We start from the raw sequence: 21,393 nt of genomic DNA on the forward strand, positions 1-21,393 counted from the left end.
GGCGGCTAAGTTTAATCAAGCAAACGGTTGCGTTCAAGTAAAAATCGCAAAATTTGTTGATGTTGTGTGTTTTGTGAAAATTTATGCATTTATTTTGCATTTTTATTCATTATTAAGCAAGGAAAAATTTATGATTTTTAGCCGACAAGCGGGTAGAATGGCATCATTTTATGCAAAAATGATAGAGAATTAATAAGATGCATACTCAATTTCCTTTTTCAGATCAACTGCTTGCAATTGTTAGGCGCGATGTCGCACCGGCTTTAGGTTGTACTGAACCAATTTCTCTTGCGCTTGCTGCGGCAATTGCAAAATCCTATCTCTCTTCGCCATTAAGCGCAATTCAAGCTAAGGTATCACCTAATCTAATGAAAAATGGTATGGGGGTTACTGTACCAGGTACGGGAATGGTTGGTTTACCTATTGCTGCAAGTATTGGTGCTATTGCAGGAGATGCGCATGCCGGTTTGGAAGTGTTAAAAAAGATTCAGCCTACGGATGTGCTGGCAGCCAAAGATTTTCTTCCTAAAGTGAGTGTTGATATTGCTAATGTGGATTTTCCACTCTATTCCGAGGCGCTATTACTCGGAGAACACGATTGGGTAAAAGTATGCATTCAGGATAGTCATACAAATGTTGTGCGAATTGAGAAAAATGGTGAGGTATTGTTTGAACAAGCCGTACAAGCAGTAGATATTCCAGATGAGTATGCTTTTTTTGAGCATCTTTCTGCTCAGCAAATCTATGATTTTGCTATGCAAGCACCATTAGAGCAGCTCGCTTTTATTGCTGAATCTGCACAATTAAATGCGGCGCTTTCTAAAGAAGGGCTGGCACAAGAATATGGATTGCATATTGGGCGAACATTAAAAAATCAGATTGCACGTGGGTTAATGTCAGATGATTTATTGAGCAAAATTGTGATTGAAACGACTGCCGCGAGCGATGCGCGTATGGGCGGAGCGCTGTTACCGGCGATGAGTAATTCTGGTTCAGGTAATCAGGGGATTGCGGCTACAATGCCCTCAGTTGTTGTTGCACGTTTTGTTGATGCCGATGATGAACAGCTTATTCGAGCGCTATTTTTGTCGCATACCATTGCGATTTATATTCACTCTAAGCTACCGAAACTTTCGGCGCTTTGTGCAGTAACAACCGCGGCAATGGGCAGTGCTGCGGGAATGGCATATTTGCTGGGGGGGGATTTCAAAGCGGTAAGTCAAGCAATTTGCAGTATGATTGGTGATATTAGTGGCGTGCTTTGTGATGGTGCAGCCAATAGCTGTGCAATGAAAGTCTCAACAGGCGTTTCGTCTGCTTACAAGGCTGTGCTGATGGCATTAGAAAATAGCCGTGTAACAGGGGATGAAGGGATTGTAGAACATAGTGTCGATAAATCGATCAACAACCTTTGTGCTATCGCATCAAAATCTATGGTTTATATGGATAGGCAGATCATTGAAATTATGTCGGCAAAGGGGCAAGAATGCTAGGGTTGTCAGGCAGTTAAATGAATTGGTGCTGGCTTTTCATCTCAATATAGTCAAACAGACCGCTTACAAGCGGTCTGTTCTCAACAAAATTTTACAAATTTACCACATATTTTCCCACGCCTAGCTCATCTTCTTTACGAGTGCGTTGGATAACGGCTTGTGGCGATTGCACCACACGCAATCCCATCTGCTCTTCGGTGCGAACGACTTCGCCACGCAATGAGTTAGTGTAAACATCGGTAATTTTTACATCAACAAATTTACCAATCATATCTGGTGTGCCTTGGAAATTCACAATGCGGTTAGTTTCCGTTCTGCCTGTAAGTTCCATAATGTCTTTTTTGCTTGGGCCTTCGACCAAAATACGCTGTTCTGTACCGAGCATTAAGCGGCTAAATTGCTGAGCTTGGTGGTTAATGCGTTGTTGTAGGCGATAGAGTCGCTCTTTTTTCTCATCATCGCTCACATCATCAGGTAAATCCGCCGCTGGTGTGCCTGGACGAGCAGAGTAGATAAAGCTAAAACTCATATCAAAATTAACTTGCTCGATGATTTTCATGGTATCTTCAAAATCTTTGGCGGTTTCGCCCGGAAAACCAACAATGAAATCTGAACTGATTTGAATATTTGAACGAGCTTCACGCAGTTTGCGGATAATCGCTTTATATTCTAATGCGGTGTGGCTACGTTTCATCATGGTTAGAACTCGGTCTGAACCGCTTTGAATTGGTAAGTGCAAGAAACTCACTAATTCTGGTGTATCGCGATAGACTTCAATAATATCATCACTAAATTCAATCGGGTGGCTAGTGGTAAAACGCAGGCGATCAATACCGTCAATACTCGCCACTAAACGGAGTAATTCAGCAAAAGTACAGATGCCGCCGTCAAAGGTTTCACCACGATAGGCATTTACATTTTGTCCAAGTAAATTGACCTCACGCACGCCTTGTTCGGCAAGTTGAGCGATTTCAAATAATACATCGTCCACCGGACGGCTCACTTCTTCCCCACGAGTGTAAGGCACCACGCAGAATGAGCAGTATTTATTACAGCCTTCCATAATGGAAACGAATGCGGTAGGGCCTTCTGCTTTCGGCTCTGGCAAGCGGTCAAATTTCTCTATTTCAGGGAAAGAAATATCCACCACTGAACTTTTACCGCCACGAATTTGGTTAATCATTTCAGGTAAGCGATGTAAGGTCTGTGGCCCAAAAATAATATCCACATAAGGTGCGCGCTCACGAATGTGTTCGCCTTCTTGAGAAGCCACGCAGCCTCCAACGCCAATGATAAGATCAGGTTTGTCTTGCTTCCAGTTTTTCCAACGTCCTAGTTGAGAAAACACTTTTTCCTGTGCTTTCTCGCGGATAGAACATGTATTTAGCAGTAAAACATCGGCATCTTCAGGATTTTCGGTGAGTTCAAAACCGTGTGTAGAATTGAGTAAATCCGCCATTTTTGAAGAGTCATACTCATTCATTTGGCAGCCCCAAGTGGTAATATGTAATTTCTGTGTCATTGTAAAATAATAAGTGAATCAAATAGTTAGAAAAGAAAAGCGTAAAGCATAATTTAACTTAGGCTTTACGCAAAAATTTGGGCGCTATTCTACCCGTTTGATTGGATTTTGGCTATAAAAAAACCACGACAAGCGGTCGTGGTTTCACTATTTTTTGCAAATTATTTGGTTAAGGTCAATACGACACTTTCGCCTTGTTTAACTTCGCCAGACAATTTTTGTAAGTTACTGATTTCATCCATATTGGAAATCACGATAGGAGTTAATACTGATTTTGCTTTATCAGTTAAAAACGCGAGATCAAATTTGATAATTGGGTCACCAATTTTTACGCTCTGTCCTTCTTCAGCTAAGCGGGTAAAGCCTTCACCTTTTAGCTCTACAGTATCAATGCCGAAGTGAACAAATAGCTCAACACCTTCTTCTGATTCAATAGAAAATGCGTGATTGGTTTCAAAAATTTTACCAATCGTACCATTAACAGGCGCTACAATAGTATCACCAGCAGGTTTGATTGCTACACCATCTCCTACAATTTTCTCAGAAAATACCACATCGGGCACATCTTCAATATTCACAATCTCACCAGAAAGAGGCGCGTAAATCTTTACTTCTTTAGCAACAGCTTCTTTCTTACCAAAGATTTTATCAAGAAATCCCATAGTTAGTCTCCATTCATTTATGAACAAAATTCCCGCATATTTTATACGAGAATTTTGCATTTGTATTGTTTAATTGAGTTTTTGGTAGAATTCGTCAATTAATTTTTCGATATCTGCCGCAGTTGGTTGTGCTAATGCTTCATCAGCAAGTGCTTTAGCTTGTGCGAAATTGATACTGCGAACAAGTTTTTTCACATGTGGTACAGAGATACCGCTCATGCTAAATTCGTCTAAGCCCATGCCAAGCAGTAAAGCGGTTGCTTTAACATCACCAGCTAATTCTCCACACATTCCTGTCCATTTACCTTCAGCATGCGATGCATCAATCACCTGTTTAATGAGATTTAGCACTGACGGCGTCATTGGGTTGTATAAGTGCGCAATGAGCTCATTACCGCGATCTACCGCTAATGTATATTGAGTTAAGTCATTTGTGCCAATGCTGAAGAAATCAACTTCTTTTGCCAAGTGGCGAGCATTGACCGCAGCAGACGGGGTTTCCACCATTACGCCAACTTGTAGATTATTATCAAAGGCTTTCCCTTCAATATGCAATTGCTCTTTTAACTCAGCAATAATGCCTTTTAGAGTGCGGATCTCTTCCACAGAGATAATCATTGGGAACATGACTGCAAGCTTACCAAATGCAGATGCTCGTAATACTGCACGTAACTGGGTATTCAAGATTTCACGACGATCTAAGCCGATCCGTACCGCACGCCAGCCTAAGAATGGATTCATTTCTTTTGGTAATTCTAAATAAGGCAAATCTTTATCACCACCAATATCCATCGTACGCAATACGACTAATTTACCTTGCATTGCTTCGACAATTTCTTTGTAAGCTTGGAATTGTTCTTCTTCACCTGGTAATTGGTTTCTATCCATAAATAGGAACTCGGTACGATATAAGCCAACTCCTTCGCCACCATTACGTAGTACGCCGTCCACATCACGAATTGTACCAATATTTCCTACAACCTCAACACGATGTCCATCTAAGGTTTCAGCTGGTAGGTCTTTTAATTTAGCTAATTCGGCTTTTTCGGCTGCGATTTTGTCTTGTAATGTTTGGGCTGCGGCTAATTTTTCTGCGCTAGGGTTAATTTCTACGCTATTATTAATTGCATCTAAAATTAATGTATCGCCAGTATTTACAAGGCTGGTGACATTATTTGTTCCCACAATTGCCGGTAGTTCTAAAGAACGTGCCATGATTGAGGTGTGAGAGGTACGACCACCAATATCGGTAACAAATCCCAGCACTTTATCTAAGTTTAGCTGTGCAGTTTCTGATGGTGTTAAGTCGTAAGCAACTAAGATTACTTCTTCCTGAATATCACCTAAATCAATGATATGCATACCAAGAATGTTACGAATTAGACGGTTACCAATATCACGGATATCGCCAGCACGTTCTTTTAGATATTCATCATCAATTTCAGATAACATTGCTACCTGCATATCAATGATTTTGCTAGCCGCAACATCTGCAGTGACTAAATTCTCTTCTAGATAAGCAAGAATTTCTTCTTCTAATTCTTCATCTTCTAAGATCATTAAATGACCTTCAAAGATAGCCTCTTTTTCTTCGCCTAATGTGCGTTTAGCCTTTTCTTTGATAGCGATAAGCTGCTCAGCCGCTTTTTCACGACCTGCAAAAAATTTGGCTTTTTCACTATCAACTTGATTTGGTGTGATTTTTTGCGTGTTGAGAATAATTGGTTCTTCTTTTAGTACAAGTGCTTTACCAAAGACGATACCAGGAGACGCAGGAATACCTGTAATCATAAATGAGTCCTTTAGGGAATGATTCAATGGTGCTAAATAGCATAAACGACTTTATCGGCAAAACGATAAAGTCGTCAATTCAGTGCGGATTATTCCAAAGTAGGGATTAAATCTACTAGCGTATCGACCGCTTTTTGCTCGTCTTCGCCTTCAGCAGAAATAGTGATAACGGTACCTTGAGTTAAGCCTAAAGTTTGTAATTTGAACAGACTTTTTGCGCTCGCTTCTTTACCGCCAGATACTACGGTAATGCTTGAAGCGAAACTTTTTGCTACTTTCACAAACTCAGCCGCAGGGCGGGTATGCAATCCATTTGGAGCCGTAATCGTTACTTCTTTTGAGTACATAAAGAACTTCCTCTTTTATCAAATAAAGTTAAAAAAATCTGTTAAGACATCATGGAAGAATGTCTAAAATACGGCGCTCACTTTACTACAAAATTGAGCTAATTACACGCTCAAACGGGCTGAATTTCGCAATTAATTTAATAAATTTATTTAATTCGTCGCGAAACTCGCCAGATTTTTGATAAAAATCAAATGCCTTATTGGTGTTACTAGGCAAACGATGACTAAAATTTTAAGGAGTGAATTAATTTGAATTATTAGTAATTTCTTAGGCTGCTGAGCAAAATTTGGCAAATAAATTAAATCATTTGCAATTGTGCATAAAATCTTGTATTTATCCTATTTTCACTTTAAACAAACACAACTTTTTAGGAGCAAAAAATGCAAAATGTCGGTTTTGTCGGTTGGCGTGGTATGGTGGGTTCTGTTTTAATGGACAGAATGGTACAAGAGAATAACTTCGCTAACATTAACCCTATCTTTTTCACCACTTCACAAGCGGGCCAAAAAGCCCCAACTTTTGCAGGCAAAGATGCAGGCACACTCAAAAATGCTTTTGACATTGAAGAACTACAAAAATTAGACATCATTGTTACCTGTCAAGGCGGCGATTACACCAACGAAGTTTATCCAAAATTAAAAGCAACAGGTTGGAATGGTTACTGGATTGATGCGGCATCTGCGTTGCGTATGGAAAAAGATGCCATCATCGTATTAGATCCTGTCAACCAAAATGTGATTGATGAAGGCTTAAAAAATGGCATTAAAACCTTTGTCGGCGGCAACTGTACAGTAAGCCTTATGTTAATGGCAATTGGTGGCTTGTTTGAGAAAGATTTGGTTGAATGGGTATCAGTGGCGACCTATCAAGCGGCATCTGGTGCGGGTGCAAAAAATATGCGTGAATTGCTTTCACAGATGGGCATTTTAGAGCAATCAGTGAAAGCAGAATTGGCTGACCCTGCCTCTTCTATTTTAGAGATTGAACGTAAAGTGACTGCACAAATGCGAGCAGACGATTTCCCAACTGCAAACTTTGGGGCAGCATTAGGCGGTAGCCTTATTCCTTGGATTGATAAACTTTTACCAGAAACGGGGCAAACCAAAGAAGAGTGGAAAGGCTATGCAGAAACTAACAAAATTCTAGGTTTAAGCGACAATCCAATTCCAGTTGATGGCTTATGTGTGCGTATCGGTGCATTACGTTGCCATAGCCAAGCGTTTACCATCAAGCTCAAAAAAGATTTACCACTTGAAGAAATTGAACAAATTATCGCCTCGCATAACGAGTGGGTGAAAGTGATTCCAAATGATAAAGAAACCACTTTACGTGAATTAACCCCTGCGAAAGTAACAGGTACATTAAGCGTACCAGTTGGACGTTTACGTAAACTCGCAATGGGCGGTGAATACCTTGCAGCCTTTACCGTTGGCGACCAATTATTATGGGGTGCCGCAGAGCCTGTTCGCCGTATTTTGGTGCAATTGACTCAGTAAATCTGGGCTCCCCTTTGTCTTAAGGGGCGTTTAAAACCCTTATAGCCCTGCAAGCGCTCGTTTTGCGGGGCTTTTTTGCAAAAGGAAAAACCATGTTTTTAAGACGTTTGGAAATTATTGGTTTTCGGGGCATAAATCGCCTGTCTATGACCTTGCAGCCAAATATGGTGTTAATTGGGGAAAACGCTTGGGGTAAAACCAGTTTATTTGATGCACTAAGTTTGATTTTTAACCATCAGCAGACGCTGTATCGTTTTTGTGAGTCTGACTTTCATATTGCTCAAAAAGATGGACAGCGCACCAAACAAATCACTTTATTATTCACCTTTGCCGAGCATTTTCCAAATGAGCGACATGATGCTCATAATTATCTGTTTCAGCGTTTTTTTATTGCAAATGGCGCGAAAGATTATCAGATTTATTTGAGGGTAAATGGCTCGATTTCTGCAGATAATCAAATTCATACCGATTATGCTTTTCTTGACCAAGATGGACGAGAGATCCAAACAGCAAAAGTGAGTGAATTAGTGAAAGCATTGATAGCGCGCTTTCCTATTTACTCCATTCGTCATGTAGCGTTACACGATAGTCGGCATTTAGTCGATTTAAGTCAGTTTGATCCACAAATTCGGCAACAGCCCTATTACGATAAAATTCAAGCCTTTTCATTACTAATTCAATACTATTATTTTAATCATGAAGCAAGGCAGTTTGTTGGTTCGAAGCTGCAAGATCTCTCTGCATTATGGGGGAAGGTCAAAGAATTGTGTTATTTACTACGTTTGGGGGATCGAGAATTACGTCAGCGGTTATTTCGCCTGTTTTCTCAGCTTTTTGTTGCAGAGGGGGCATTAATGCCAGTAGATGGCATACATCCTATCGTATTATTTGAAGATCCCGATGCGCGTCTACATCCGCGTTTAGTTGCAATTATGTGGGAGCTTATCAGCTATTTGCCTTTACAGCGAATTACAACAACTAATTCCGTGGAATTACTTTCGCAAGTGGCATTGCATGAAATTTGCCGCCTAGTACGTACGTCTAATGAAATTAAAACCTATCGTTTAAGCCAGCATAGTTTGTCGAAGCAAGCATTACGGCGGCTCACATTCCATATTCACTATAATCGTAGTCTTGCGCTATTTGCCAGTAGCTGGATTTTAGTTGAAGGTGAAACGGAAGTGTGGCTTCTTTCTGCCTTAGCAGAACAGATGGGGTTGAATTTGGAGCTAGAGGGCATAAAGATTGTTGAGTTTGCCCAGTGCGGGCTTTCTCCTTTGATTAAATATGTTAAAGCAATGGGGATTGAATGGCATGTTTTAGCTGATGGCGATAGCGCTGGTAAGAAATATGCAGATACGGTTAGATCATTATTAGATAAAAATGAAACTCTGCTTACACGTTTAACACTTTTACCAAAACGTGATATTGAGCATTTTCTTTATTTTTCAGGTTTTGAGCATGTTTTTGTGCGGCTTGCTCGCTGGCAAGATTTGAGCAGTTCTCGTCCTGCAAGCCGTATTATTCAGCAGGCGATAAAAAAGAGCTCAAAGCCAGATTTAGCCATAGCCCTTGCCGGCGAGATTGAACGTCAGGGCAAACATGCAATTCCAATTCTATTACAGCGAATGTTTAGAAAGGTACTTAATTTAACTAAAGGATAAAACATGAATATCTATCATATTGAAGCGAAGGGCAGTATGGAGCAGCTGTCACATTTGGAAATGGAGCTACTTACCGAGCAAGCTGAAGGGGAGCTCTACACGTTATTTCGTAACTGTGCATTAGCGGTATTAAATTCGGGGGCGATTACTGATGACAGTCGTGCCTTGTTAAGTCGTTACCGTGATTTTAAAATCAATCTTATTCGTCATGAGCGGGGAATGGCGCTGGAATTACACAATCCGCCGGAGTCTGCATTTGTCGATGATAAAATGATTTTGAATATTCAATATCATCTCTTTGCTGTTTTGCGCGATATTCTATTTTTGAATGCGCTCACACCTTGTGTACAAATTGGTGAACGAAACCTGACGACTGCACAAACCAACCAGATTTTTCTGATTTTGCGTAATGCAAAAATGTTGCCGCTGAATAATGATCCTAATATTGCCGTTTGTTGGGGTGGGCATTCAATTAGTGAGATAGAATACCAATATTGCCGAGCGGTTGGTTTGGAACTGGGCTTGCGTGAAATGAATATCATGACCGGCTGTGGCACTGGTGTGATGGAGGCTCCAATGAAAGGGGCGGCAGTAGGGCATGCGAACCAACGTTATCGCAATAGCCGTTTTATTGGGGTGACCGAGCCGTCAATTATTGCTTCTGAACCACCTAATCCGATTGTGAATGAATTGGTGATTATGCCAGATATTGAAAAGCGCTTAGAAGCTTTTGTACGATTAGGGCATGCAATTATTATTTTCCCTGGTGGCCCAGGGACATTTGAAGAGCTACTCTATATTTTAGGGGTGAAACTGAACCCCGAAAATAGCCAGCAGAAACTACCACTGATTTTAACTGGACCAGAAGAAAGTCGTGCTTATTTCGATGCGATTGATCGTTTTATTGGTGAAACGCTGGGTAAGCAGGCGCAAGCCATGTATGAAATTATTATTAATGATCCTGTGCAAGTGGCGCAAAAAGTAAGTCGTTCAATGAAAGAGATTAAAGAATATCGCCGTGTAATTGGTGATTCTTATGCGTTTAATTGGACGCTCAAAATTGCGGAGGAATTACAGCAGCCATTTTTCCCAACCCATGAAAATATGGCAGCACTGAATCTGACTCTTGAGCAACCACAATCTGAACTCGTTGCCAATTTGCGCCGAGCATTTTCTGGTATTGTGGCGGGGAATATAAAATCAGAAACTGTTGAGCAAATTGAACAAAAAGGCCGATTTAAGCTTTCGGGGGATCCGGCGTTAATGGCAAAAATTGATCGCTTATTGTGGGATTTTATTGAGCAAGATCGTATGAAATTGCCAAGTGATGAACCTTATCAGCCCTGTTATGAGATTGTGTAATCTAAATAAAAATCCCAAAGGTGTTAGTCTTTGGGATTTCTCGTTTAAGTTAAGCAAGCGGTTTAATTTGGATAATTTTTTGCAAAATTAAGCCAGAACTCGAGCGCTTGTATGCTTACCAGTAAACACGGAAGCCGGCAACGGTGGTATTATTGCGTGATTTATTGCCAGTTTGAACGCCGTTTGTATAGTGTTTAGTACGGGTAGTTTGCCATTCTAAGAATGCTTTCGCGCGCAGTTTGTATTGTGCAAGTGTCTCTTTGGCAATAGCGTGTTCAGTACCAATCATAAATTGGTTTTTTCGGCTTTCAGATGTTACGCCATTTACTGCGTTTAATTTGTTACGTTTGTGAGCGTACATCCCATAAGCATTCCATTGATCAGTTAAACGATGGAATAATACGGTACGCACTTCTTTTTCAACACGCTCGTTACCAATAACATATTGATCTTCAGTATTGCGACGTTCTAAATCAAGACCAAGCGTTGTTGCTCCGAAAGTATAAGCCGTACCAAATGCGTAAGCGACACGGTTGAATTCTGGTAATGCCGCATTTGCTTTATAGTTTTCACGGGTAAAACCTGCGCCGAATTTCACGCTTTGGTTATCAGCTAATTGCCAACGGTAAGTTGCACCAGCACCATATTCATTATCACGTTTTTGTGCTAAATCGCGGTTTGCATCATTACGCTTGCTGCTACCCGCATAGTAACCACCAATACGTAAGCCTTCTACGCCGTTGTAAACATATTGTACTGAACGACGTGCTGCAAAATCCAATAAACCGTCACTTAGGCTTAAGGTATTTGGCAAATCGGTTTGTTTTACTTCATCGGTAATGGTGGTTTGGTTACCGTAAGTTAATTCACCTAATTGCTTATGACCAATACCTGCATAAAGCTGACGCACATAAAGGTGGTCGAAATCATGTTGTGATGAAGAAACACCTTCAGTATCCATACCACGAGCACGCCATTCAACACGTCCTAATGCATAGAACCCTTCTGCTAAATCTTGTGTAATTTTGAAACCAAAACGTGAACCATTGTTACTAATTGCGTGGTTAACGTGGTTACGAGTTACTACGTGGTTTGCGCTAGTTGAACGATCTGAAGTGCTTTTCCACATTAAACGTAGAGAACCTGTAAAGTCCACTTTCGTGCCTGTTTCTTGGCTATCAACGATAGTTAATGCTGAGGCAGAATGTGCTGCAAATGCCGCAACGCTTAATGCTAACAGAGTTTTTTTCATAAGTTTGCTCCCACAAAAGACAAATAATTATAAATGGAAAATAATCTCCAAATGAAGTGTAGTGTACTCCGTTGCGCAAAGTCAATCGGATTTTGTTCTGCCATATGCAGAAGTGTTATAACACTGTTTGCGGTTGTAAGGCCGAACACCCTATAATAGCGGTTGTTTTTTCTTAATTTTTTGCAAAATATGACCACTTTATCTCCAACTATTGCGATTGTTGCTGGCGAAGTCTCAGGCGATATTTTAGGGGCAGGCTTGATCGATGCGCTTAAACAACATTATCCCAATGCCCGTTTTATTGGTGTTGCAGGCGAGCATATGCTCAGTGCCGGTTGCGAAACCTTGTTTGATATGGAAGAACTTTCGGTAATGGGGTTAGCAGAAGTATTGAAACATTTACCGAGATTGCTCAAACGCCGTCAACAGGTGATAGACAAGATGCTGCAATTAAAGCCTGATGTATTTATTGGGATTGATGCCCCTGATTTTAATTTGACGGTAGAAGAAAAACTTAAAACTGCAGGGATCAAAACAATTCACTATGTGAGTCCGTCAGTGTGGGCATGGCGGCAAAAGCGAGTGTTTAAAATCAAGCGAGCGGTTGATATGGTGCTTGCCTTTTTGCCGTTTGAAAAGGCGTTTTATGATCGTTTTGATGTGCCGTGCCGTTTTATCGGGCATACCATGGCAGACAGTATTGCGATTGAGCCAAATCGAGCAGAGGCTTGTGCCAACTTAAATCTTGATCCAAACCAACGTTATCTCGCGATTTTGGTCGGTAGTCGAGGCAGTGAAGTGGGCTTTTTGGCAGAGCCTTTCTTACAAACCGCACAATTATTGAAAGCAAGATTCCCTGATTTGCAATTTCTTGTTCCCTTGGTTAATCAAAAACGGCGTGAACAGTTTATTGAGATAAAGGCTCGTTTTGCCCCTGATTTAGATCTGATTTTGCTTGATGGTAATGCCCGTCAAGCGATGATTGCTGCCGATGCAACTTTGCTCGCTTCAGGCACAGCAGCATTGGAAGCAATGTTATGTAAGTCGCCAATGGTGGTAGGGTATCGAATGAAACCTCTGACTTATTGGCTTGCTAAGCGTTTAGTCAAAACAGATTACATCTCTTTGCCAAATTTACTCGCAAATGCACCGCTTGTGCCTGAGTTGATACAAGCAGAATGTAATCCACAAAATCTTGCAAAGCATTTAGGCGAGTATCTCTCTGATGAACCTACTGCTCAGCAAAAAACCGCTGAATTAAAACAGCGGTTTGTCGAGCTTCATCAACAGATTCAATGCGATGCTGATAAGCAGGCGGCGCAAGCAGTAGTAGATTTATTGTCGCAAGAGCGAAAATCGTAAAAATTCCACGAAATGATATGCCCAGTGGCTTTCGTGATGAATTTCGTTCGCCATTATTTTCAGGCGGATATTATCAAGCGGATGCCCTGTACGGATTAATGCTTGATAATAATGTAGAGTGCAGTCGATGTAGGCTTGATTCATATTTTGAATAAATTTAGCATCGACTTCATCACCTTCGTTTGTTCCCACTTGGATAAAAACGCGGTTATCGTGGTTGAGCGGTTTTTTATGTAAGAAATCCAGAAAATCAGGTTCACTAAACCATGAAGCCAATGAAAATACGCCTAAATGCCCAAAAACATTCGGATAAGCTGCCCCCATATAGGCGGTAATTATCCCGCCCATTGAACTCCCCGCAAGTAGCGTATTTTCTCGCTCTGGCATTGTGCGATAATGGTAATCAATAAAGGGCTTAACATGATGGACTACCCAATCGCCATATTTAATTCCATCACCGCCAGCGTTAGAAAAATCGTGTGTGCCAGTATTCGTTTGCCACGGGCCATATTCATCTAAACGGCGTTCACCTGCGTTATCAATTCCCACTACAATAAATTTTGGAAATTCTTTGTGCTTTTTAATCGTTGGAATAATTTTCCAAGAGTAGCCCGAATAAGACTCTTTGCTATAAAACACATTCTGTCCATCGTGCATATACAACACAGGATAACGATGCCAAGGCTCATTGTAATAGCCTTCAGGCAATAAAACCCGAATACGGCGATGATGGTTATAATACGGCACGAACAGATGATGTTCTTCCATTTTAAGTTGATTATAAAAGCTAAGTGGTTTTTTCACGGTGTTTCCTGTTGTGTTTGATTTTTCAAAACTCGAATATCTTTGTAACTAATCGAATAACCTAAGGCTGAAGTTCTTTGTTTAATTTGTATTTGAGAGCCGATTTCTACCTTATGATAGAGTTGTGCGTAATCCAATCTTTTCTTTTCATTATTATCTAGCATTATCTCTATGTAATGGCTATAGCTACTTAGTTTCCCTCTTTGATAAACTCGTTGCTTAGCTAAAACCTCCGCATTATATAGTGTTTCATTGCCTAAGCATCGAATATGAAGATTATTTAAATATGGGGTAATAGCACCGCCGAACCATACAGAAAAAGCGAGTTTATGCAACAACTTAATAGGTGTTCCGTCAATAAAATTAATTTTTACTTTTGCAAGTAGTAAAGCAATGATAGGTATCAAAAGGTAAGTGTAATTAGAGATGTCGCTATAACGTGTATAGTAATTTTCCCCCATTACAATAAGAGAGCCGACTGCAAAAAGCCATATAGGCACGAATAGTAATAAAATCATAATTATTTCATAGGGACAGGTTTAGCCTGCCCTATTTTGATGTTGATTTAGGACAGGATAAAACTTGTCCCTACAATAAAAATTAAATTTATATGGTGTTATTGCATTGTTCTCAACTTCGCCAAAACCCCTTTCAATTTCTTATCCAGCGGTGCAGTGACGACCATTTCTTCCCCTGTTTTTGGGTGTTGGAATCGGATTGAATAGGCGTGGAGAAATAAGCGGTTTAAGCCAATTTCTTGCATTTTTTGGTCAAAATCACGTTCACCATATTTATCATCGCAAGCGATTGGGTGACCTGCATATTGGGTATGCACACGGATTTGGTGGGTTCTGCCTGTTACTGGGGATGCTTTCACAAGCGTAGCACTTGCGTAACGTTCTTCAATGCGGAAACGGGTTTCTGATGGTTTGCCGTCTTGGCTGACTTTGACAATTCGCTCACCGCTAGCAAGTTCATTTTTCAGCAAAGGGGCTTTGATTACTTTAACGTGTGATTGCCACTGCCCACGCACCAAGGCAAGATAGTCTTTCTGCACCACTTTTTCTCGCAGTTGCTCGTGAAGCGAACGTAAAGCAGAGCGTTTTTTGGCAACAAGCAAGATGCCCGAAGTATCACGGTCGATACGGTGGACTAATTCTAAAAAACGAGCTTGTGGACGTAACGCACGCAAGGCTTCGATTACCCCAAAACTCAACCCACTACCACCGTGTACCGCAATGCCTGACGGTTTGTTGATAATTAGCATTACATCATCTTCAAACAGAATTTGTTGCTCTAATTCGGCAACTTTATTTAGTTTAGTTGAGATTTGTGGGGCATTTTTTTCCGCAACACGCACAGGCGGCACTCGTACTACATCGCCATCTTGCAATTTGTATTCAGGCTTAATCCTGCCTTTGTTTACTCGCACTTCGCCTTTTCGCACAATACGATAAATAAGGCTTTTGGGCACCCCTTTGAGTTTGGCAAGTAAGAAATTATCAAGGCGTTGCCCGCTCTCATCATCGCTGATGGTAAAAAACTGCACACTGGCACTGAGGACTTTGTCGTTCATAGATTACTTTAATCACAAAAAAAATTATGCAGATCCTATCATAAAATGCAGAGAATTTTGATCTGAAACAGTCGGATAAATTGCAAAACTAAACCGTTTTAGCTAGTATGTCGCATGAATATTTTTGACTAAAAAAGGAACATTTATGAGCAAGATTTGGGTACTCGGTGATGCGGTAGTGGATTTAATCCCTGATGGTGAAAATCACTACTTAAAATGCGCCGGTGGCGCACCAGCAAACGTTGCAGTTGGCGTTTCCCGCTTAGGCGTTTCTGCGGGCTTTATTGGACGAGTGGGGCATGATCCGCTCGGTAAATTTATGCAACAAACGCTCAAAGCCGAAAATGTTGGCGTTGAACAGATGATTTTAGATCCTAAGCAACGTACCTCAACGGTGATTGTGGGATTAGATGATGGTGAGCGTAGTTTTACTTTTATGGTCAATCCAAGTGCTGATCAATTTTTAGAAGTCGCCGATCTACCTCAATTCCAAGCTGACGAATGGCTACACTGCTGTTCAATTGCGTTAATTAACGATCCGTCTCGTTCAACGACTTTTGAGGCCATTCGCAGAATTAAACAAGCTGGTGGTTTTTTCTCTTTTGATCCAAACTTGCGTGAAAGTTTATGGAAATCGCTAGATGAGATGAAGCAGGTGGTGAATCAAGCGGTTGCTTTAGCTGATGTATTGAAATTTTCGGAAGAAGAATTAACTCTTTTAACTCACACCACCGATTTAGAACAAGCCACTGCGGCGATTACCGCACAATATCCTGAAAAGCTGATTATCATCACACTCGGCAAAGACGGTGCGATTTACCATTTAAATGGCAAAAGCAAATTAGTTGCTGGTAAAGCATTAAAACCTGTGGATACCACAGGGGCAGGCGATGCTTTCGTGAGTGGTTTACTCGCCGGACTTTCCCAATCAAGCGATTGGAAAAAAGAAAGCGTTTTAGTTGATATTATTCGCAAAGCAAATGCGTCTGGTGCATTGGCAACTACCCAAAAAGGGGCGATGTCAGCATTGCCAAGTAAAGAAGAACTAGAAACATTTTTGTCAAAATGATATTGGTAGGGGCGAACCGATGTGTTCGCCCTTGAAATTCTTGAGATATTTGGGCGGACACCTCGGTCTGCCCCTACAAATTAACACAGGTAATTCCAATGCAAATTTTCAACAACGGCAAATATAAATCACTACATGCCCAATCTGAAGGTGAATTATCCGCTATTGCGGCAACAGTAGCTCAAGATATTCATTTTCGCCCCAGCTACCATCTTACTCCGCCAACAGGCTTGCTGAATGATCCAAATGGTTTGATTTTTGATGGCGAAAAATATCACATTTTTTACCAATGGTTTCCTTATGACGCTATTCACGGAATGAAACACTGGAAACATTTTATTACCACTGATTTTCAGTCCTATATGGAAGCCGATCCACTTATTCCTGATGAAATGTTTGAGAGCCACGGTTGCTATTCAGGAGGGGCTATCTTGTGGCAGGATAAAATCGTCGCGTTTTATACGGGGAATACTCGTAGAGCGAGTGATAACCAGCGTGTACCACATCAAAATATCGCAGTTTTCAACAAAGATGGTAAATTACTAGAAAAGCGTTGCATTATTGAGCAAGCCCCTCAAGGCTATAGCGAACATGTACGTGATCCGAAGCCTTTTGTGACCAAAGACGGTAAAATCCGCTTTGTGCTTGGTGCTCAACGGGAAAATCTCACCGGCACGGCATTGTTATATGAGATGGACGATTTAAAGAGTACGCCTCGTTTGCTTGGTGAGCTGGATATTAATGGCTTTGATAACCACAATGTATTTATGTGGGAATGTCCGGATTTATTCCAACTTAGCGGTAAAAATGTGTTTGTTTGGTCACCACAAGGTAAGTTACGCGAAGCAACGCGTTTTCAAAATAATTATCATGCGACTTATGCTCTTGGTTCATTAAATGGCTTGAGCTTCAATGTAGAACAGCTTGATGAGTTAGATTACGGCTTTGATTTCTATGCACCACAAACCGTACAAAATAGTGATCGTATTTTATTTGGTTGGGTAGGATTGCCAGATTTAACGTATCCTACCGATCTCTATAAATGGCATTCTATGCTGAGTTTGCCGCGCAAAATTGCTTTAGAAAATGGCAAAATTAAACAACAGCCCATCGTGCAATTAGCTAAAAAGCAAGCGGTCGAATTAAGCGAAAAATCTGCAATCTCAGGATTAGATAGCAGCTATTTGCAAATTTCTGTGCAAAATCAACCGCTTGAGTTGAAATTTTTTGAGAATGAACAAGGGCAGCATTTAGCATTGCGCTATGAAAATGGCGTATTAAGCTTAGATCGTTCTCATACAGAACAGACAGACTTAATGCAACAATTTGGTTCGCTACGCCATTGTGAAGTCGGTGAATTGCACACACTTGAGTGCTATTTTGATCGTTCTGTCTTAGAAATTTTTATTAATGATGGTGAAAAAGTGATGACTTCACGCTTCTTCATTGCAAATCGCTCAATACAGTTAGAGAGTTCACGCAATATTACGGCAATAGTTGCACAGATTGCACCAATCGTTTATAAATAGTGGTGTTTGAGGGCGTAATCATACGCCCTCTTTTTATGACTGAGAGTAAGAGAATGATAATAAAAAAGCGGATGACATTAAGTGACATCGCATTGCTCGCCGGGGTATCTAAAACCACTGCAAGTATGATTTTAAATGGGCAAGCGGATCAGTATCGAATTAAAGAAGAGACACGAGAGAAAGTCTTAGCAGTTGCTAAACAGTATGGCTATCGAGCTAATGCTTATGCCAAGGCTTTAAAATTACGCCGAACCAATGTGGTCGGTTTAATTATTCCTGATCTTACGAACTATGGTTTTGCAACGACCGCTAAGGGACTTGAAAAACTTTGTCGTGAAAATGGACTGTATCTATTGATTGCTTGTTCAGATGATAATCCTCAACAAGAAAAAATGGTGATTGAACGCTTACTTGATCGCCAAGTCGATTTGTTAGTGACTGCTCCAACTCATCAGGATCCAACTTATTATAAATCAGTACAAAAGCAGACATTATTACTACAGCTTGATCGCCAAGTGCCAGATTTAGAACTCTGTTATGTAGGCAGTGCGGATAGTGAAAAAATTGCGGAATTAGTGTCGAAGATGGTTAAAAGTTACCAACTAGATGAGTTTTTTTATTTTGGTGGGCAGCTTTCTCTTTCACCGAGTAATTCACGTTTAAATGGCTTTCGTCAAGGCTTAGCGGACGCAGAATTGGTTGAAAATGCACAGTGGATTTTGCATAAAGATTATCAGCCTCATTCTGGGTATGTATTAATGCAACAAACTGTGGAGCGTTTAGGACGTTTGCCACAAGCGGTATTTACGGCATCTTATACGATTTTGGAGGGCGTATTACGCTATCTTGCTGAACACAATTACACAGATAAATTGATTCAGCAAGAATTACATCTTGCGACCTTTGATGATCATCATTTGTTAAATGCATTACCATTCCATATTCATTCTATTTCACAAGATCATGAGCAGATTGTTACGCAATTATTTAAGCTTATTCAACAAAAATTGCAGGGTAACAAGCAAATTTATGCTGTGAAAGCTGAATGTCAGATAATTTGGCGAGAATAGTCGAAATTTTGTTAAATTATTGAGAAATTTTTAACATGAGGTTGTTCTGCATTTTATCTTTTCAGTTAGTGTAAAGAACTGCTTTGGAAAATAAATTAGAATAAAAAACCATGATTATTTAAAATTATGGTTTTTTGTTTCTAAAATTGCTTCAATGTGTCAGATTTTTAGCACTTTACATTGATAAAATAATTAGGCATAGTTTCTAACCTTGCGAATCTGTCGCAATAGGAATTCTATTTAAAATGATGAGAAGTTAGGGCTTATTTGTTAAGTTGAACCAAATGTCAATAGGTACTGACTCGTTTTAATAAATAGGTATTAACTATATTTGAGGTACTTACTGTGTCTAATTCAAATTCAAAAGCACCGAAAAGAGAAACCTTCTCTGGACGTAGTGCGTTTATTTTAGCTGCCATCGGCTCTGCTGTTGGTCTTGGCAATATCTGGCGTTTCCCTTATACCACTTATGAAAATGGTGGCGGTGCATTTATTGTGCCTTATCTAATTGCTCTATTAACCGCAGGGATTCCGCTGCTTTTCTTAGATTATGCCATCGGGCATAAACATCGTGGTGGTGCACCACTTTCTTTCCATCGTTTTGTTCCTAAATTTGAAACCTTTGGTTGGTGGCAGGTGATGATCAATGTGATTATTGGTGTTTACTATGCAGTGGTTTTAGGTTGGGCAGCGAGCTATACCTATTTCTCAATTAGCGGCGCTTGGGGAGATAAACCGGTTGATTTCTTTATTGGCGAATTCTTAAAAATGGGCGATATAGCTAATGGCGTAAGCTTTGAATTTGTTGGTATGGTAACCGGCCCATTAATTGCTGTATGGCTTGTTGCATTAGGTGTATTAGCGTTAGGGATTCAAAAAGGAATTTCTAAATCGGCAAATATCTTAATGCCGGTGTTAATCGTGATGTTTTTAACCTTAGTTGGCTACGCTTTAACCTTACCAGGGGCTGCAAAAGGCTTAGATGCACTCTTTACTCCAGATTGGTCAAAATTAACTGATCCAAGTGTGTGGATTGCCGCTTATGGTCAAATTTTCTTCTCTCTTTCTATCTGTTTTGGGATTATGATCACCTATTCTTCTTACTTGAAGAAAGACACAGATTTAACGGGGTCAGGCTTGGTAGTTGGTTTTGCTAACTCAAGTTTTGAATTGTTGGCAGGTATCGGTGTGTTTGCTGCATTAGGTTTTATGGCAACAGCAGCAGGTTCAGAGGTTAATGAAGTGGCAAAAGGCGGTATTGGCTTAGCTTTCTTTGCTTTCCCAACGATTATTAACGAAGCACCATTTGGTACATTACTCGGTATTTTATTCTTTGGTTCATTAACCTTTGCGGCTTTAACTTCTTTCATTTCTGTTATTGAAGTTATTATCTCTGCGGTACAAGATAAATTCAATTTACGCCGTGCAAAAGCAACCTTTATGGTTGGTTTACCAATGATGTTTGTTTCTGTGATTTTATTTGGTACAACCACTGGCTTACCAATGTTAGATGTGTTCGATAAATTCGTGAATTATTTTGGTATTGTTGCGGTTGCCTTTGTTTCTTTGATCGCAATTGTAGCAAACGAAAAATTAGGCGTATTAGGTGATCATTTAAATGAAACGTCATCATTCAAAGTAGGCTTTATCTGGCGCTTATGTATTGTAGTAACCACAGGTATCCTCGCCTTTATGTTATTCAGCGAAGGAGCAAAAGTGTACTCCGAAGGCTATGAAGGTTATCCAAGTTGGTTTGTAAATACGTTTGGATGGGGTATGGCGATTGCTTTAGTCGTCGTGTCTTACTTACTTTCTCGTCTGCCATGGAAACATGAAGTAAAAGGAGCATAATATGAGTAGCGCAGCAATTATAACTATGCTTGTTGCAATGGCAATTCTTTGGGGGGGATTAGCTTTTGCAATTAAACGCTTGCCAAAAGAAGAGCAATAGTTTGCCAATTTAGTCTAAAAAGAGACCGCTTGTAGTATGTGTGATACAAGCGGTCTTTTTTGACCATTTTTTCACAAATAATTAGATGCTGAACGAAGAGCCACAGCCGCAGGTCGAACTGGCATTTGGATTTTGTACCACAAAACGGGAACCTTCTAAGCCATCGACATAATCCACTGTTGCCCCAATCAAATATTGTAAGCTCATTGGATCGACCACCAAGCCAACATTTTGATTTTCTACGGTCAAATCACCGTCATTAATTTGATCATCGAATGTAAAGCCATATTGGAAACCACTACAGCCACCGCCAGTGATATAAACACGTAAACGTAGGTTTGGATTATCTTCGCCTTCGATAAGGAACTTCACCTTGTTTGCTGCCGCATCGGTGAAAGTCAGAGGAATGTTGATATCGTTCATTTTTGTTTTAGATCAAGAT

The 21,393-nt window shown here is 40.4% G+C and carries 19 protein-coding genes; 10 read left to right on the plus strand and 9 right to left on the minus strand.

Annotated elements, in window-relative coordinates:
• Positions 1-197 precede the first annotated feature (197 nt).
• Positions 198-1,493 carry an L-cysteine desulfidase family protein gene (locus F542_RS01475; RefSeq protein WP_015433364.1) on the plus strand — a complete coding sequence of 432 codons (1,296 nt, stop codon included), beginning with the start codon at positions 198-200 and terminating at the stop codon, positions 1,491-1,493.
• Positions 1,494-1,584: 91 nt separating this feature from the next.
• Here the strand turns inward: F542_RS01475 and miaB are convergent, their stop codons facing one another.
• From miaB to ptsH, 4 genes are all read right to left on the minus strand, one after another.
• A complete protein-coding gene (gene miaB, locus F542_RS01480) occupies positions 1,585-3,015 on the minus strand; it encodes a tRNA (N6-isopentenyl adenosine(37)-C2)-methylthiotransferase MiaB (RefSeq protein ID WP_015433363.1) in 1,431 nt (476 codons plus the stop codon).
• Positions 3,016-3,176: 161 nt separating this feature from the next.
• Entirely contained in the window at positions 3,177-3,677 is a 501-nt protein-coding gene (gene crr / locus F542_RS01485) for a PTS glucose transporter subunit IIA (RefSeq protein ID WP_015433362.1), read from the minus strand.
• Between the two features lie 69 nt (positions 3,678-3,746).
• Entirely contained in the window at positions 3,747-5,468 is a 1,722-nt protein-coding gene (ptsI, locus tag F542_RS01490; RefSeq protein ID WP_015433361.1) for a phosphoenolpyruvate-protein phosphotransferase PtsI, read from the minus strand.
• A gap of 89 nt (positions 5,469-5,557) precedes the next feature.
• On the minus strand, positions 5,558-5,815 hold the full coding sequence (gene ptsH / locus F542_RS01495; RefSeq protein ID WP_015433360.1) for a phosphocarrier protein Hpr: 258 nt from the start codon (positions 5,813-5,815) through the stop codon (positions 5,558-5,560).
• A gap of 381 nt (positions 5,816-6,196) precedes the next feature.
• Between ptsH and asd the strand changes: the two genes are divergently transcribed.
• The 3 genes from asd (at position 6,197) to ppnN (ending at position 10,338) form a co-directional block, all read left to right on the plus strand.
• Positions 6,197-7,312: an aspartate-semialdehyde dehydrogenase gene (asd, locus tag F542_RS01500; RefSeq protein WP_025266738.1), complete on the plus strand. Its 1,116-nt coding sequence runs from the start codon at positions 6,197-6,199 to the stop codon at positions 7,310-7,312.
• Between the two features lie 92 nt (positions 7,313-7,404).
• Positions 7,405-8,976 carry an ATP-dependent nuclease gene (locus F542_RS01505; RefSeq protein WP_025266739.1) on the plus strand — a complete coding sequence of 524 codons (1,572 nt, stop codon included), beginning with the start codon at positions 7,405-7,407 and terminating at the stop codon, positions 8,974-8,976.
• A 3-nt stretch (positions 8,977-8,979) separates the two neighbouring features.
• Positions 8,980-10,338, plus strand: coding sequence for a nucleotide 5'-monophosphate nucleosidase PpnN (gene ppnN, locus F542_RS01510; RefSeq protein ID WP_015433356.1), 1,359 nt, complete (start codon positions 8,980-8,982; stop codon positions 10,336-10,338).
• A 115-nt stretch (positions 10,339-10,453) separates the two neighbouring features.
• On the opposite strand, the gene F542_RS01515 is transcribed toward ppnN, so the two are convergent.
• The gene (locus F542_RS01515; protein ID WP_025266740.1) at positions 10,454-11,590 is read right to left on the minus strand and encodes a porin; all 1,137 of its coding nucleotides are present in this window, start codon (positions 11,588-11,590) and stop codon (positions 10,454-10,456) included.
• Positions 11,591-11,779: 189 nt separating this feature from the next.
• Here F542_RS01515 and lpxB point away from each other — a divergent pair, with 189 nt between their 5' ends.
• Entirely contained in the window at positions 11,780-12,952 is a 1,173-nt protein-coding gene (lpxB, locus tag F542_RS01520) for a lipid-A-disaccharide synthase (RefSeq protein WP_025266741.1), read from the plus strand.
• Here the strand turns inward: lpxB and F542_RS01525 are convergent.
• The 3 genes from F542_RS01525 to rluC all read right to left on the minus strand — a co-directional run bounded on the left by F542_RS01525 (position 12,926) and on the right by rluC (position 15,332).
• Positions 12,926-13,720, minus strand: a complete 795-nt coding sequence (locus tag F542_RS01525) for an alpha/beta hydrolase (RefSeq protein WP_038445903.1) — start codon at positions 13,718-13,720, stop codon at positions 12,926-12,928. The genes lpxB and F542_RS01525 overlap by 27 nt on opposite strands.
• Positions 13,721-13,752: 32 nt before the next feature.
• Complete coding sequence (locus F542_RS01530; protein WP_025266742.1) at positions 13,753-14,274, minus strand: hypothetical protein; 522 nt, start codon at positions 14,272-14,274, stop codon at positions 13,753-13,755.
• 98 nt (positions 14,275-14,372) lie between these two features.
• A complete protein-coding gene (gene rluC / locus F542_RS01535) occupies positions 14,373-15,332 on the minus strand; it encodes a 23S rRNA pseudouridine(955/2504/2580) synthase RluC (RefSeq protein WP_015433350.1) in 960 nt (319 codons plus the stop codon).
• 145 nt (positions 15,333-15,477) lie between these two features.
• Between rluC and F542_RS01540 the strand changes: the two genes are divergently transcribed.
• The 5 genes from F542_RS01540 to F542_RS10855 all read left to right on the plus strand — a co-directional run bounded on the left by F542_RS01540 (position 15,478) and on the right by F542_RS10855 (position 20,951).
• A complete protein-coding gene (locus F542_RS01540; protein ID WP_015433349.1) occupies positions 15,478-16,401 on the plus strand; it encodes an aminoimidazole riboside kinase in 924 nt (307 codons plus the stop codon).
• A gap of 98 nt (positions 16,402-16,499) precedes the next feature.
• On the plus strand, positions 16,500-17,930 hold the full coding sequence (locus F542_RS01545) for a glycoside hydrolase family 32 protein (protein ID WP_015433348.1): 1,431 nt from the start codon (positions 16,500-16,502) through the stop codon (positions 17,928-17,930).
• 53 nt (positions 17,931-17,983) lie between these two features.
• On the plus strand, positions 17,984-19,000 hold the full coding sequence (locus F542_RS01550) for a LacI family DNA-binding transcriptional regulator (RefSeq protein WP_025266743.1): 1,017 nt from the start codon (positions 17,984-17,986) through the stop codon (positions 18,998-19,000).
• 345 nt (positions 19,001-19,345) lie between these two features.
• Complete coding sequence (locus F542_RS01555) at positions 19,346-20,851, plus strand: sodium-dependent transporter (protein ID WP_015433346.1); 1,506 nt, start codon at positions 19,346-19,348, stop codon at positions 20,849-20,851.
• A gap of 1 nt (position 20,852) precedes the next feature.
• The gene (locus F542_RS10855) at positions 20,853-20,951 is read left to right on the plus strand and encodes a methionine/alanine import family NSS transporter small subunit (RefSeq protein ID WP_025266744.1); all 99 of its coding nucleotides are present in this window, start codon (positions 20,853-20,855) and stop codon (positions 20,949-20,951) included.
• An 81-nt stretch (positions 20,952-21,032) separates the two neighbouring features.
• Here the strand turns inward: F542_RS10855 and erpA are convergent, their stop codons facing one another.
• Positions 21,033-21,374, minus strand: coding sequence for an iron-sulfur cluster insertion protein ErpA (gene erpA, locus F542_RS01565; protein ID WP_015433345.1), 342 nt, complete (start codon positions 21,372-21,374; stop codon positions 21,033-21,035).
• Between the last annotated feature and the right edge of the window lie 19 nt (positions 21,375-21,393).

It is taken from the genome of Bibersteinia trehalosi USDA-ARS-USMARC-188 (genome assembly GCF_000521725.1).
Classification (GTDB): Bacteria; Pseudomonadota; Gammaproteobacteria; order Enterobacterales; family Pasteurellaceae; genus Bibersteinia; species Bibersteinia trehalosi.